This is a genomic window from Desulfosarcina sp., from assembly GCF_055467485.1.
Genome location: NZ_JBUOIV010000014.1, coordinates 19922 through 34011 on the forward strand (window position 1 = coordinate 19922; position 14090 = coordinate 34011).

Below are 14090 nucleotides of genomic sequence, written 5' to 3' on the forward strand. Positions count from 1 at the left end.
CGAAAAATGGCAGGCCGGCAACAATGTCCGGTGGCACCGGTGGCGCCCACGCCGCGGCCGGGGTGGCCGGGGCTACTCCTGCGGCAGGATTTTCAGCTGGTCGGCCAGGGTCCAGAAATACAATGTGACCGGCTGGGCATTTTCATCCAATCGGCTCCATTTCACCTTGGCGAGGCTTTCGTCGACCGTGACCAATTCGACCCGGATATCCCTGGGTGAAATAAAGATTTTTTCGGAGTTGAGCAGCTTGCGCGCGGCGGCACGGTTCTGGCTGTTGATGAAATCCTGATACTCCTTCATCGACGATTGAAATGCCGATACGAACGAATAGGCCGGGATGACAGCCGCCTGATTGGCGCAGGCCGGCATCGCGGCAAGGATCAGGGCGGCAAGAACGAAAACGACGATTTTCACTGGCATTGATAATACTCCCTTGTCCCGGCGCAGTCACTGGAGGTGGCTGCGCGGAGTCTTCAATCTTCTGGAGAATATATCGGCATTTTCGATTAAATATTTAGGCGCGAACGTACATAGGGTCTGTCGTCCCGCGGATTCCCCAAAGAAACGGGCCGTTGCGGCTGTTGCCCGGAAACCGGGACACACCGGCCCGGCGCGCGATCCGCCCGCTCCGGTTGGACGCGAGGGCATCGATGAACCCATTTTTCTGCCCGAACAGGGTCCCATCCCACCCGGAAGCGGTGACCGCTTTCTGACGGCCGTTGTCAAACCGTTGCCGGTTCAAGCCTCCCGGATCAGCCCAATCGGATGATATTGCATATGAAATCAAGACGTTTAATAGTGGCACACAATTTGATAATCAATCTTTGAACGGGTGTTCCCGACATCGAGGCAATACCGCCCGTCCGCAGAACGCACACACCATAAAAAGGAAGTCTGATGAACCATCCACGCCATCAACTTTTTTGGATGACCCTCTATCTGGGGGTCGTCGCCGTTGTCTGCCTGTTGATGTTTGCGCCCCTGAAAATGGCCTTCATGGCCAATTGGGGATTCAACCTGCTGATCCTGGCGGCGCTGGTCACCGGCATTGCCATCAATGTGCGCCAGGTTTTCGCCCTGAAACCGGAGCTGCACTGGATCAAGATGTTCCGTACGGGAAATATCGGGATTTCGGTCTCCGAGCCCACCCGCCTGATGAAGCCTCTGGCCAAGCACCTGGAGGGACTCAACCGGGACCGCTTTTCGCTGTCGGCATTTTCCATGCGCACGGTTCTGGACGGAATTCGCGGGCGGCTGGAAGAGTCCCGCGAGGTCTCCCGCTACATGATCGGACTGCTGGTTTTCCTGGGCCTGCTGGGAACGTTTTGGGGGCTTTTGGGGACCATCTCATCGGTCTGGCGCGTCATCGAGGGGATGGAGGTGGCCCGGCACGACTTCGCTGCGGTGTTCGAGAACCTCAAAACCGGTCTCCAGGGTCCCTTGAGCGGCATGGGCACCGCCTTCAGTTCCTCCCTGTTCGGTTTAGGCGGGTCACTGGTCTTAGGGTTTATCGACCTCCAGGCGGGGCACGCCCAGAACCGCTTTTTCAACGAACTGGAGGAGTGGCTGTCCGAGGTGACGCATCTGATCGACAAGGCGGAAGGCCAGGCGTCGGGATTCGAAGCCCTGCCGATGCCCCAGGGGTCTCATGAAATCAAGGACCAGTTGATCCTGATGACAAGGGAGCTGCGCGAAAACAACCGCATGGTCGCGCAGGTGCTGTCCGATCGACCTTCCGCCGCCGCGTCCGACGATCGCTCCGCTGCGGCCATGAATGCCTGAGCCATGTCGACCATCGCCAAGCGTTCCCATCGTGAATTCAATGTCTGGCCCGGCTATGTGGACGCGCTCAGCGCGCTTCTCATGGTGGTCATTTTTCTGGTCCTGATCTTCTCTATCGCTCAGTTCCTGTTGAGCCAGGTCCTTTCTGGACAGGAGAGCGAACTGGCCATTCTGCAGCGCAAGGTCAACGAACTGACATCCCAGCTGGGACTCGAAGACCAGCGCAACCGGGAGTTGGCGGCCACCATCTCCGAGTTGTCCTTCACGGTGGGCTCCCTCACCGAAGACAACGCACTGCTGAACGATACGGTCACGCAGATGACGGCCGGCGCCCGGCAGGATCAGGCAACGATCGAGCAGCAGCTGCTGATGATCGGCAGCCTTCAGGAGGATATCGACGCCCTGCGGCAACTGCGGCAGGAACTCGAGGACCGCGTCGGCGGCATGGCCGCAGCGTTGCAGTCCGGCCAGGCCGAGATCGGGGTGCTGCGGGACCGCTCGAAAGCCCTCGAGGCCCGCATGGTCGATGCCCAGGAGCGCACACGCCTGGCCCAGCAGGCGATTCAACACAAGGAGCTCCGCATCCAGGCCCTGTCCGCCCTGATCGATGAACAGGAGCAGGCCCTGGCGGAGGAGCGTCGCCTGTCGGCCAGCGCCCGGGCTCAGATCGCCCAGTTGAACCGCAGCATCGCCGCCCTCAAGGCCCGCCTGGAACAGGTCAGCCAGGCCCTGGACCTTGCCCACGGTGAAAACGCGGTCAAGGACACTGAAATAAAAGACCTCGGCAAACGCCTGAACCTTGCCTTGGCCCGGCGCGTCAATGACCTGGAAGCCTACCGGTCGGAATTTTTCGGCCGGCTGCGAAAGGTGCTGGGCGACAACCCCCTTATCCGCATCGAAGGCGACCGATTTGTTTTTCAGGCCGAGCTGCTGTTTGCCACCGGTTCGGCAGAGCTTGGTTCTGCGGGCATCCACCACCTCACCCAGCTGGCCACCACCTTCAACGAGCTGATGGCCAGGATCCCGCCGGAACTCGATTGGATCCTGAGGATCGACGGACACACCGACCGCGTACCGGTCACCTCGGGGCGGTTCCCCTCCAACTGGGAGCTGTCCACCGCCCGAGCCGTCTCGGTGGTTCGTTTTCTGTCCAGCCAGGGTATTCCCCAGACCCATATGGCCGCGGCCGGATTCAGTAAATTCCATCCCCTGGATCCGGCGGACACCCCGTCGGCCTACCGGAAAAACCGGCGGATCGAGATCAAGCTAACCGCCCGCTGACGGGCGACCATTCGTGCCGGAACCAAGAACCGTTCCGGTCTCTTTAGATGTCGCTGCACACGTCAGGATCAGGGCAAATTAGCGTTTTGGCCGCCGACGGCCAGGATATCGGGAGAAGCCATCGCCGGGGAAAGCCGTCACCGGCGATGGCGTATGATGGCTACTGGAGGAATCGGTTCAACTTGTAGAACTCCCCTTGCATTTCTAGCAGTTTTCCCTGCATCAGCATACCGAGCACGGCCAGGCGGCCATGAACATTGCCGGATTGATCCAGGATCCTGTCGATCTCCGCCTGATAGGTCCGCAGGTGCGGGTGTCGTTCCAGATAGCGGTCGCGGTTCGCCAGGGCTTCTTTGAGGCGGCTGTCGACCGCTGGCTGGCGCGGTTGGGGACGATTACGGCTATTGTTGAGGCTGTTTTGCATGCTTCCACCTCCGATAGGGTGAACCCACGTATTTGTCAGTGTCAGCTACTTTTACCTTAACCATTGATAGGCGTGTGGTCCACCGGTGACCATCCGGAATTTTGCTTTTACATGGCTGGATTGAAGGGGTATGTCCATTTCCGCGCATGCGTTCAACACGGATAGATACAATCCGGACAATGGTTTCAAAATTATGAAATTTTTATAAGAAAATAAAATTGACCGGCCCCCGGATCCGTTGGTATGCAGATGTCCTCCATACAGCTGCGTAAGGTCGCACAAACTTATGGATCGATCCCAATCGGAGCGGTTTGATCCCTGAATGCCGGATACCCGTATCCCGATGGGCACCGTTGTTGGCCTGTTTCAACAGGCCTGTACCGGTTAACTATGAACACGCGGGCGCAGCGGGCTGACCGACACCTGCGAAAGGCGACAGAACCCATGGCCCAGCCCTGGCAGACCATCGACCGCGTTCCCACCGACGCGGGCCTCCTTGAACTGCGACAGCGCGGGGAGCGCGATTTCCTCATCACCGTGGGCGGCCAGGTGCTGATGAACAGCATGGCCAACCGGTCCGAAGTGGCTCTCGGGCAACTTGCCTGCGGACACCTGACGCATTCGACCCATCCGCTGGTGCTGGTGGGGGGGCTGGGCATGGGATTTACGCTCAAGGCGGTGCTCGACACCCTGCCTGTCGCGGCACGCGTCGTGGTGGCCGAATTGAATCCCGTGGTGCTGGCATGGTGCCGCGGACCTTTGTCGGCGCTGACCGGCAATGCCGTGGCAGACGCGCGGGTCAGCGTGGAAATCGGCGATGTGGCCCAACTGATTCGCCGCTATGCGAAAGACGATGCACCGCAGAAACTGGATGCCGTCATCCTGGACCTTTACACCGGTCCGTACGTACGCAGCCACAAGCGCGACGACCCGCTCTACGGCAGCATCGCCATCAATGCGACCCGGTCGGCCCTCAAACCGGAAGGGGTCTTTGCCGTTTGGGGGGAAGACTACGACGCCGGCTTTGCCAAGCGCCTGACTGCGGCCGGATTCGTGGTCAGCCGCCACCGGTCGGGGCGCGGCGGCGCCGGGCATGTGGTATACCTGGCAAGAAAAGGCGCCGGTGCCGGCAAGGCTGCATCCTAATCTCCCCACCTTACTTTTACCTTTCAGCAACTGCCTGTTTGATATGACACGCGAGTTGCTTGTCGGGCGGCCATCCTTGCCATTACCTGGTGGCAGGGAGCCTTGAACCGCGACAGCGAGCGCATTCCCCGCAGCTTGCCGCGGGGAGGGTTCAATCATCGAAAATGAGGCCAGGGCCGTTTTGCCGAAATTGATATGCCTGGAGTTGCATAACGGCCAGGTCGGTCTTATCATGAAATTGAAACCCTGCCGAGCAGGGAATCACGGGTAAATTGAATCCTATTCATCTACCCTCCTCCTTGGGCAAGCCTGGATCCGGGCTTGCCCTCCTTTTTCATGCAAGCAGCCTCGCGCCGGTCGCTAGGCGCCGTCTTCTCCAGCAGCAGACAAGCCGTGCCATACTGCTCTGATGCTAAAGGGTGGGGATGGCTCGATCGGTCGATTGCCGGTGATCCGAATCCAGCCGTTTCCCGCGATCGTTTTCGATGAGGCGCATCAGCCGGTCCAACGGCAGGGCTTCCCCGACGAACCCGTTGTGTCCAATGATGGTTTCGGCTTTGAACAGCGAGTTCAAGACGGCTTCTTCCGTTGCTTCGATGGCCGCCTGAAAGAGCGGCGAAATCCCTTCGTTGGGCAACGCGGCCATGGAAGAGAGTGCCCGGCGACGATCAGGGGTGCGGCGAACGTCATCGGCCACGGAAAAGGCGATGGCATAATCCCCGGACCCGTTGGCGAAAGATGCGCCGGTGCGTGCCAGACCGAACAGGGTCCGTCGGGCCAGCCGCGCCAGGTTCCGATCCGACAGGGGGGCATCGGTCGCCGCAATGATCATGATCGATCCGTCCGCATCACCCGTGTCCAATCCCCCTTTGAGATAGTACCGTCCCAGCGACCGGCCGACCGGCAGACCCAGGACCTGGAGAATACCGCCGAAATTGGATTGCACCAGCACGCCGACCGCGTACCCCCCCAGGCGCCTGGGGATCAGTCGCGAACTGGTGCCGATGCCTCCTTTCCATCCGAAAGCCATGGTCCCGGTACCGGCGCCCACGCTTCCCTCCTCGACCGGTCCGCCGGTGGCAGCGTCGATCGCCCCGCCGATCATCACGGGAGTCAGGGCGCGACACCGGATGTTGTTCAACCGGCCGTCGTTGGTCTCGCCGACCACCGGATTGACCGTGGTTGCCGTCTCGTTTCCCGGAAGCGCCAGGACCCAGTCGAGAACGGCCTCGGCCGCCCGGGGCACGCACAGGGTGTTGGTCAGCACGATGGGTGTTTCAATCTCGCCCAGTTCGCTGATCTGGGTGCTGCCCGTCAGTTTGCCGAACCCATTGCCAACGGCAATGCCGGCGGGCACCTTGTTTTGATAGACATTGTCCGGATGAGGCAGGATGACCGTTGCCCCGGTGCGGATATCGTCCCCTTCGATCACGGTGAGGTGACCGACCCCGACCGGATGAACATCGGTAATGGCATTGAGCGGTCCCGTGGGCAGAACGCCCGGGGCAATGCCCAGTTCCCTGGCTCGTTTTCTAATGGATCGCATACGCACCCGATTTAAAATTTTGTATTTGATAATCTTCGGCGGTCAAGTACAATCGCCCTATAACTCCGCAACCGTTGCCGATAGCCCGTGACGAGGTCGTTTGCGCGTCCCGTTTCGCGCCCGGGGATCCCGGCAGCCATCAATCTCGAGGTGCCCAATGAACTTGCATATCGTTGTCGCTCCCAACGCCTTTAAGGGCAGCATGGACGCCGTGCAGGCGGCCGAGGCGATGAAGAGGGGCATTCTGTCTGTCATTTCCCAAGGCGATGTCACTTGCGTGCCCGTGGCCGACGGGGGAGACGGGCTTACCGAAGTCATGCTTGCCGGATTGAGCGGGAACCGGGTTGAGGCGACGGTCGCCGGCCCGAGAATGGATCCGCTTTCGGCACCCTTTTGCATGGTCCCCTCACAGAAGCTGGCCGTGGTGGAAATGGCCAAGGCCAGCGGGCTGGCCCTTTTGCCCAAGGCGCGGCACGACCCGACGCGCACCACCACATACGGCACCGGCGAACTGATTCGTGCGGCCATGGATAAAGGCGCCACGCGGATCATCGTGGGCATCGGCGGCAGTGCCACCTGCGACGGGGGGATCGGCATGGCGGCTGCCCTGGGCTACCGGTTTCTCGATGAAACCGGCACGCCGGTCGAACCGGTGGGCGGCTGCCTGGGAGCGATCGCCTCCATCGACCGCCGAAACGTCGATCCGCGGCTGAATGGCCTATCCGTGTCGGTGGCCTGCGACGTGACCAACCCGTTGACCGGCGACAGCGGCGCCTCGGCGGTCTACTCCCCCCAGAAAGGCGCTACGCCCGAGCAGGTCACCCGACTCGACGCCGGGCTGGCCAACCTGGCGCGGGTCATCCGAAGGGATCTGGGTGTCGATATTGCAGATATGCCGGGCGCCGGTGCGGCCGGCGGCCTTGGCGGCGGACTGCACGCCTTCGTCGGTGCCGAACTGAAGCCGGGCATCGACCTGGTCATCGATGTGGTCAGGCTCAAAGACGCCATTGCCGGTGCCGACCTCGTGTTGACCGCCGAGGGCCGTATCGATCGTCAAACCCGGTTCAACAAGGCCCCGGCGGGTGTGGCGCGAACGGCAAAGGCAGCCGGGGTTCCGTGTATCGCCATTTGCGGCGGGATCGGTGAAGGCATCGAATCGCTTCACGATATCGGCATCGATGCCGTCTTTTCGATCTGCAGCGGTCCGCAAACTTTGGCAGAGGCTATTAAGGAAGCGGATGGCCTGCTGGCCCGCCAGACCGGGCAGGTGGTCAGAACGTTTCTTGCCGGTCGATCCATGCGTCCAGCGGGTCAGTACTCATAAAACAGCCGCTGTATGTCATCCAACCCGCGTTTTTTCAACAGTGCCAGCATCAGCAGGATCCGGGACTTGGCCGGGTTGAGTTCATCCGAGGCGATAAAGCGCATGCGGTCATCATCGATCTCCACGTTTCGTCCCACCTTCCCGGTGGGTACGCGGGAACTGCGGACGATGACGACGCCCTTTTTGGCCGCCCGGGCCGCCCGCCGGATGGTCGCCGCGTTCATGTTGCCGTTGCCGTCACCGGCGACCACGATCCCCTTGGCGCCTTTTTCCATGGAGCCGTCGATGAGGTCGGCCGGCATGTCCGCACAGGCGTAGATGATATCCACCCGGGGCAGCGACGTGACGCCTTTCACGGAGAATTGGCTTTTGTGGGTGTGCCTGCGAAACGGCCGGCGGAAATATTCCGTCTTCCCGTAATTGACCGTTCCGATGAGGCCATTGATCGGGGAAATGAAGGTTTCCACCGAGGTGGTGTTGGTTTTGGTCAGCGAATGGGCGCCATGGATCCGGTCATTCATCACCACCAGCGTGCCGCGCCCGGCGGCATCCGGATCGGCGGCGACGGCAACGGCGTTGTACAGGTTAAGCGGCCCGTCGGCGCTGATGGCGGTCGATGGGCGCATGGCCCCTGTCAGAACCACCGGCTTCCTGCTTTTGACGGTCAGGTTGAGAAAGTGGGCCGTCTCTTCCATGGTGTCCGTGCCGTGGGTGACGACCACGCCGTCGACCCCATCGGTGCCCAAGAGGTCGTTGATCCGGTTGGCCAGGTCGATCATGATGGCAAAGGTGATATCCTGGGACCCCACATTGGCCACCTGTTCGCTGTGGATACGGGCAATCCCGGTCAGGCCGGGCACCGCACCGATCATGGCGTCAACGGTCATCCGGCCGGACGTGTACCCTGCCTGCGTCGCTGTCGCAGCCGAACCGGCAATGGTGCCGCCCGTGGCGAGAATCATCACGCGGGGCAGTCGATCCGGTGGGTGGAGGATGTTTTTGGCTGGCATGGATTGACCTGTCCGGCGTCTTGCCGGGGTGCGGTTGCCGTAGAAGGTTTCAGTCGCTGTATTCTTATTTAACACCAATAGGTTAGTTGATGCAACACTACAGGCTCAGAGGAAGATGCTCAACAATAAAAACGACTTCCACCAAGCGGTTGCAGCGTCAGTTTGCATGATCATCGCACGGTTAACGAATCGCCGGGCAAAGAAACAAGTATCCGCTCACGCCTGATTATTCAGAAGAAAAAACGGGAATTTAATTTCGGGTGGCGAATGTCATTTGGGAGGGTATGGCAATGAAACCCGTCGGGGACCCTTATTCGCCGGTGATCTGTCGGGGTGCAAAGCAGAAGGGATCTTTGTCCGTGAAGGGGTCCAGGCCCAGGCTGTAGACGATGGCCAGGCACCCTCGGCAGACCGGGTTCAGGCGGCAGTTGCGGCAGGCGCGGCTGCCAGCGCGATAACGTTCTGCGAGATTGCTGTGATAAATGTCGTAAAGACTGCTTTTGGTAATGTTCCCGATCTGGGAGGGAAATTTCCTGCAGGCGTGCACCTCGCCGTCGGGCAGCAGCGCCAGGAAATTGAATGCCGCTCCGCAGCCGTGGCCGGTGCATCCGCCGAACAAGGCCTGCTTTTTTTCCTGACGAATAATATTTGTCAGGTTGTCCTTGAGCCCGGTTTTCGGATTTTTAGCGGCCGCCGCCTCGTACTGCCTTAAAAAGGATTCAAACGCCGCTTTCTCCGGCATCAACAGTTTCGCCCCTTTTCCCACGGCGGAAAGACGGTTGAAGGTGAAGGCATCGGCACTGTCCGCGAGCAGCCGCGAAAGGGGAAGCACCTGGGCCAGGTTGTCACGGGTCAGGGTGAGCATCACCATGCTGAAGATGCCCAACTCCCGCAGTCCATCCAGAAAGGCCAGCGACCTGGCGAAGTGCCCCTTGCCGCGGATAGTGTCGTTATGCGCCTCCAGTCCTTCAAGGCTGATCTGGAAATAAAGGGGGCGGTCGATTTCCAGCAGTTGTCTAATCCGGTCGAGAGGGGTGGGGTTGCCCAAAATGGCGATGCCGAAACCGAACCGCGATGCGGCCCGGTAGATATCGTCGAAGTGGGGGTAGAGCAACGGGTTTCCGCCGGTGAAGGTTACTTGGCCCCGCACATGCATCCGGCGGCAAAAGTCGTAGAAATCATCCAGGATGGCCATAGCCGCATCCACTGCCAGGGGAGTACGGTCGCTTCGATCGTAGCAGTGCAGGCAATCGAGGTCACAGGCCTGGGTGACATGCCATTGGAGGGTGAAGACATCCGTGGAGAGAAATGCTGCCAGGCAAGGCTGCATTTTCCCCTCGGGCGGCGTCGCTCTGCGGATTCGGGAGCCCGGGCTCAGGAGGATGCCCTGGGAGATAGCCCGGTCGATGGCGGTCTGGATGTCGCCCGGGGTCACCCTGCCCAGTCTTGCCGCTGCTAAGGGGTTGATCTGCTCGACGATGAGTTTAAGGGCCAGCAGGTCGATGTCTCCGGCCTCCCGATAGCGCAGATCGCGGGATTTTGGATGCCGCCAGACCATCACATGGGCCGGTTCGTTTTCCGGGGTGGCATCCGTGGCGTTCGACCGGATGAGAGCCACCAGATTTTTCCAGCGGACGGGGACCACCGTGAGGGTGGGATTGACGGTGACGGCCTGAATCGGTTGGATCGGCTCATCGATGGCCGCTTTTTTGTGCAGGATCCATTCCAGCCGGGCCAGGTCGGCGACGTAGCCGGGTAGATCCATTGGTTCGGTCAGGGCGGCGAGCCGGCCGGGAAAAGAGTGGGCCGTCCAATCATCATCCATTGCCGCCAGCACCCTGCCCCAGGTTTTACTGCCAAGGGTGCGGCGGCAAATGGAGAAGATTTTTTCGACCGTATCAAGCGGTGCTGAATCCACTGCGTTTTGAATGGCATGCAAAAGGTTAGATTGTGAACTTGGCCTGTGCTGGAATCGCTCACGCAACCTGCGTGATTACATTCAGCTTCAGCCACTTTTGGCGGGCTGCTTTTTTTCACTGTCGGTGCCACCGGCACCGGAAGAGCTGCCACTTCAACCGCTTGCGGAGCCACCGGCTCCGGCTTTGTCGCCGCTTCAGGCGCTCTTGCCGGCTGCGCAGCCGCTCAGGGTGAAGGTGGACCCTGCAATCAGCCCGGCGATACAAAAGCCTGCCAGGATCTTTTTGAGGTCGTCTACATCCATGGTTGCCTCCTGCGAGGTTAAAGGTGATATTTCCATTTCCCCTGGGGCGGGAACGCGGCAGACCGACGTTGGCGATGGGATAGGGGTGCAGGATCGAAATACCCTATGCAATGGAACGATGTAATTAAAAAAAACTATCAGATGGGGTCCTGGATGTCAATCATGCGTATCAGCGCTTGGCGAACCAGGCCCGGGACGATCGTTCGGCAGATGCGTGGCAGAAAAGATGACGGCTTGGGATGCGGGTCGATGCGGGTGGGGTGCTGCCGGCCGGGGTGAAAACGCCTTTCTTCAATCACGGCGAGTCCGAAACGGTGACGTGACGATAAAGATGCGCCCAGGTGATCTTGTCTTTGACAAGATTCATTGCCATCTGCTATGGATTATTGGAAAAATAAGCTTTGCCGGGGAATGGTTGCCCTTGGCATGCAGTGATCCACTGCCGTAGGATTACAACTTTTCGACAGGCAACGGCCGGAAAGCCGCATGTCGTTGATATCCGGGCCATCGGTAGGATACCTTCAGAAAGATAGAGGACGCGACAACCCATGGGGGTACCGCTGATCGAAGAATTGTTGACCGGCGACAGCAAGGAAATCCGGGATATTGCCAATAACGAAGCGATATTGGTCGGATTTCTGACCTTGGTCAAAGGCGTCGATGATCTGCCGGATATGAGCAGCCGCTTTTATGAAGAGCCGCGTAGCCTCTATCAGGTGACCTCGGCGGGTCGTTCCATAGATGAGCTGGCCACGGTCATGTCCTCCTTTTTCGGCAAACCGGCCAAGGCCCCCGGCAAAGGTCTGCCCGTCTCCCTGCGCTTCGACCCCACCGTGAAATTCCTGGGCGGCATCCGCAAGGATCAGGCCCTTTTCCTGAAAAAACTAAAAACCGGTGCCTTTTACGGTGCCTTGTGGCCGTGGCAGCAGGATGCGGGTAAGATCGAAGTCCTCTTGGGTTTCTGTTCGACCAGCATGAGCGACCAGGACTACAAACAGCTGGGATCCCTGGTTCAAAAGTTCTTAAGCAAAAAAAAGATTGAAACCATTACCGACGTGGGTGGACAGATCCACGGTATCAGCCTTCCTTCGTTTCTTCAGATGTCGGAAATGGAAGGTGCCACGTATACGCTCAAAGTGACCAGCGGCAATCGCACCGGCCATCTGCATATTGATGGCGGAAGCCTTATCGCCGCGCAGGTCGGAGAACTGGCAGGCAACGAAGCCGCCTACCGGATCATCAGCTGGGACAACGCCGCTATTCAGATTCAGGCGGCCGATCCCGACCGGGTCAGGGAGATCCACGACCCGCTCATGAGCGTGATGATGGAGAGCCTGAAAATCAAAGACGAGGCCGGCGATCACCCGCCGCCAGCGCCGACCGATCGCAAGGCCCCGTCTCCACCGCCCAAACCGAAAAAAACCCCGCCTGCGGACCGGCCGGCAACGGGTGACGACACCCAACCGGTAAAATCGCCCGTTAAGAAGGCTTCGACGCCGGTTCCTGAGAAGCCCGCCCCAAAAGCACCGTCCCCGCCATCTCCGCCGGAATCGATGGAAATGATGGAAATGATGGAACTATCGGAATTGGCGGAATTACAGAAACCGCCAAAACCGGTGGTTGCCGTGCCCTTTGAAAAAAGCACCGATCATTCGGTGGGCAAGCAGGATCAGATGGGGCGGACCCACAAACTGCTCATCGTATTGGGCGTGGTGATTCTTTTTGCCATCGCGTCTACCGCTGGTGGATGGCTGCTCAAGAAAAGGCAGATCAATCGCCGGTACGAGCAGCTGATCGCTGACCTTGCGGTTACCAAAGCGCTCGACGCCCAGATCGTGATGCTGATGCAATACATCAAAGCCCACCCTGAGGATGCCCACCGGTCGGAATTAGAGGCCCGGTTGAGCGATGCCAACGCCGAAATTGAAAAGCGGGACTATGAAACAACCATTTTGGCGGTCAATGGGCTGGCGATTGATGAGAATTACGAGAAAAAGGCCCTGTCCCTTTACACCGCCTTTCTAAAAAAATTCCCCCAAAGCCCTTATGCCGCTCAGATCAATGAAGCCATGGGCGGTATCCGGAATTTGCTGGGGACCGCCCATTTCGAGGACCTGAAAAAGGTGGCCACCACCGATTTAAAAGCGCGTCTGTCCGCTTATCGTGAATATCTCGAGCAGTTCCCGGAAGGTGCGGAGCGAGGGGCCGTGGAACGGATGATTGCTGATTTGGCGCAAGAATACTACGGGGTCATCGAGAAGCAGACGGCCGCTTGCGATGCCCGGGAAAATTGGGATGACTGCATCGCCCGATGCGACCAGTTTCTATCGGCTTTTTCCAATGGGGAATGGGCCGAAAAAGCCAGGCTGCTGCGCAGCGAGCTTCAGGATAAAAAGGACGTCATCGACCTGTCGGCCAAATCGGCACTGATGGCCGATGACTATGCCAAGGCCAGGAAAGTCTATCTCGACTACCTCGACAAACGGCCGGATACCACCCAAAAAGAGACCATCATTGCGCGTATCGATGCATTGAATACCAATCTTGCCAAGCAGAAAACCTGGGAAAAAACGGAATCCTACGCCACCAACCCGGCCAACGACATCGTCAGCCGCATCCAGCGGTTGGACATGTATGTGGAAAACCATGCGTCGGGGCCGTATGCCGCTCTCGCCAGAAATCTGAGGGCGCAGCTCGATCCGGAGTTTCAGGATGCCCTTCGTGCCCAGCGGGCAGAGGCTGCGCGACGTGAGGCGTTGGCCCGGCGGCAGGCCGAGCAGGCCCGACGGGCCAAAGAGTCCCGGCGGATTCAGCGGCTCCGGGATCAGGTGGCCGGGCAACTGCGTCCCCTGGCGACCCGATTTGCCGACAACCGGGACGGTACGGTTACCGACACGGTCACCGGGCTCACCTGGTGCCTGCTGGATTCACACCTGGACCTAGCCACGTGCATCTCCTATCAACAGGCAAAAGCGTACGTCCAGGGATTGACCACCGGCGGTCATGCGGACTGGCGTCTTCCCACGGCCGGAGAACTGGCCACGCTCTATAAAAATAGTCCTTTTTTCCCCGATAGCGGCGCCGCTTGGTACTGGACGTCTGAAACATTTGTCCGGGGATATCACCGGGTGGTGGATGTGGTTACATCTCAGCCGGAAACCGTGTTTGAGCGGACGTCGAAAACCGAGGAAAGTTGCGGCGCTGTCCGTGCCGTGCGAAAATAAACAGGGCCAATTGCCGATAATTCCGAGTGGCCTGCGGCCGGAGCAACAGTGAGGGGAGCGCGGGCCGGTGCAGGTAGCCGGCAATTATTCATTGAAAAATTTTCCATTTGGGTTTATATCTGCTTCGTTTTT

Annotated in this window: 12 protein-coding genes; 5 read left to right on the forward strand and 7 right to left on the reverse strand. The window is 59.5% G+C overall.

What is annotated here, in order from left to right; translation table 11 throughout:
• Positions 1-72 precede the first annotated feature (72 nt).
• Positions 73-420 carry a hypothetical protein gene (locus tag ACZCED_RS09025; RefSeq protein WP_462969328.1) on the reverse strand — a complete coding sequence of 116 codons (348 nt, stop codon included), beginning with the start codon at positions 418-420 and terminating at the stop codon, positions 73-75.
• A gap of 477 nt (positions 421-897) precedes the next feature.
• Here ACZCED_RS09025 and ACZCED_RS09030 point away from each other — a divergent pair, with 477 nt between their 5' ends.
• Both ACZCED_RS09030 and ACZCED_RS09035 read left to right on the forward strand, forming a co-directional pair.
• Positions 898-1782: a biopolymer transporter ExbB gene (locus ACZCED_RS09030; protein WP_462969327.1), complete on the forward strand. Its 885-nt coding sequence runs from the start codon at positions 898-900 to the stop codon at positions 1780-1782.
• A gap of 3 nt (positions 1783-1785) precedes the next feature.
• Positions 1786-3063, forward strand: coding sequence for a peptidoglycan -binding protein (locus tag ACZCED_RS09035; protein WP_462969326.1), 1278 nt, complete (start codon positions 1786-1788; stop codon positions 3061-3063).
• A 160-nt stretch (positions 3064-3223) separates the two neighbouring features.
• Here the strand turns inward: ACZCED_RS09035 and ACZCED_RS09040 are convergent, their stop codons facing one another.
• Positions 3224-3487, reverse strand: coding sequence for a hypothetical protein (locus tag ACZCED_RS09040; RefSeq protein ID WP_462969325.1), 264 nt, complete (start codon positions 3485-3487; stop codon positions 3224-3226).
• A gap of 444 nt (positions 3488-3931) precedes the next feature.
• Between ACZCED_RS09040 and ACZCED_RS09045 the strand changes: the two genes are divergently transcribed.
• Complete coding sequence (locus ACZCED_RS09045; protein ID WP_464860664.1) at positions 3932-4633, forward strand: spermidine synthase; 702 nt, start codon at positions 3932-3934, stop codon at positions 4631-4633.
• Positions 4634-5045: 412 nt separating this feature from the next.
• Here the strand turns inward: ACZCED_RS09045 and ACZCED_RS09050 are convergent, their stop codons facing one another.
• Positions 5046-6179, reverse strand: a complete 1134-nt coding sequence (locus ACZCED_RS09050) for a DmpA family aminopeptidase (RefSeq protein WP_464860665.1) — start codon at positions 6177-6179, stop codon at positions 5046-5048.
• Between the two features lie 157 nt (positions 6180-6336).
• Between ACZCED_RS09050 and ACZCED_RS09055 the strand changes: the two genes are divergently transcribed.
• Positions 6337-7503, forward strand: coding sequence for a glycerate kinase (locus ACZCED_RS09055; protein ID WP_462969322.1), 1167 nt, complete (start codon positions 6337-6339; stop codon positions 7501-7503).
• On the opposite strand, the gene ACZCED_RS09060 is transcribed toward ACZCED_RS09055, so the two are convergent.
• From ACZCED_RS09060 to ACZCED_RS09075, 4 genes are all read right to left on the reverse strand, one after another.
• The gene (locus tag ACZCED_RS09060; RefSeq protein WP_462969321.1) at positions 7491-8513 is read right to left on the reverse strand and encodes a type II asparaginase; all 1023 of its coding nucleotides are present in this window, start codon (positions 8511-8513) and stop codon (positions 7491-7493) included. The genes ACZCED_RS09055 and ACZCED_RS09060 overlap by 13 nt on opposite strands.
• A gap of 310 nt (positions 8514-8823) precedes the next feature.
• Positions 8824-10431, reverse strand: coding sequence for a thio(seleno)oxazole modification radical SAM maturase SbtM (gene sbtM / locus ACZCED_RS09065; protein WP_462969320.1), 1608 nt, complete (start codon positions 10429-10431; stop codon positions 8824-8826).
• Positions 10432-10518: 87 nt separating this feature from the next.
• On the reverse strand, positions 10519-10734 hold the full coding sequence (gene sbtA, locus ACZCED_RS09070; RefSeq protein WP_462969319.1) for an SbtA family thio(seleno)oxazole RiPP natural product precursor: 216 nt from the start codon (positions 10732-10734) through the stop codon (positions 10519-10521).
• Between the two features lie 137 nt (positions 10735-10871).
• A complete protein-coding gene (locus tag ACZCED_RS09075; RefSeq protein ID WP_462969318.1) occupies positions 10872-11033 on the reverse strand; it encodes a hypothetical protein in 162 nt (53 codons plus the stop codon).
• 249 nt (positions 11034-11282) lie between these two features.
• Here ACZCED_RS09075 and ACZCED_RS09080 point away from each other — a divergent pair, with 249 nt between their 5' ends.
• Positions 11283-13958, forward strand: a complete 2676-nt coding sequence (locus tag ACZCED_RS09080; RefSeq protein ID WP_462969317.1) for an Lcl domain-containing protein — start codon at positions 11283-11285, stop codon at positions 13956-13958.
• Positions 13959-14090: the final 132 nt, after the last annotated feature.

Bases quoted from the DNA above. Each gene is read 5' to 3' on its own strand.
- ACZCED_RS09025 (WP_462969328.1), bottom strand. From the start codon at position 420: ATGCCAGTGAAAATCGTCGTTTTCGTTCTTGCCGCCCTGATCCTTGCC.
- ACZCED_RS09030 (WP_462969327.1), top strand. From the start codon at position 898: ATGAACCATCCACGCCATCAACTTTTTTGGATGACCCTCTATCTGGGG.
- ACZCED_RS09035 (WP_462969326.1), top strand. From the start codon at position 1,786: ATGTCGACCATCGCCAAGCGTTCCCATCGTGAATTCAATGTCTGGCCC.
- ACZCED_RS09040 (WP_462969325.1), bottom strand. From the start codon at position 3,487: ATGCAAAACAGCCTCAACAATAGCCGTAATCGTCCCCAACCGCGCCAG.
- ACZCED_RS09045 (WP_464860664.1), top strand. From the start codon at position 3,932: ATGGCCCAGCCCTGGCAGACCATCGACCGCGTTCCCACCGACGCGGGC.
- ACZCED_RS09050 (WP_464860665.1), bottom strand. From the start codon at position 6,179: ATGCGATCCATTAGAAAACGAGCCAGGGAACTGGGCATTGCCCCGGGC.
- ACZCED_RS09055 (WP_462969322.1), top strand. From the start codon at position 6,337: ATGAACTTGCATATCGTTGTCGCTCCCAACGCCTTTAAGGGCAGCATG.
- ACZCED_RS09060 (WP_462969321.1), bottom strand. From the start codon at position 8,513: ATGCCAGCCAAAAACATCCTCCACCCACCGGATCGACTGCCCCGCGTG.
- ACZCED_RS09080 (WP_462969317.1), top strand. From the start codon at position 11,283: ATGGGGGTACCGCTGATCGAAGAATTGTTGACCGGCGACAGCAAGGAA.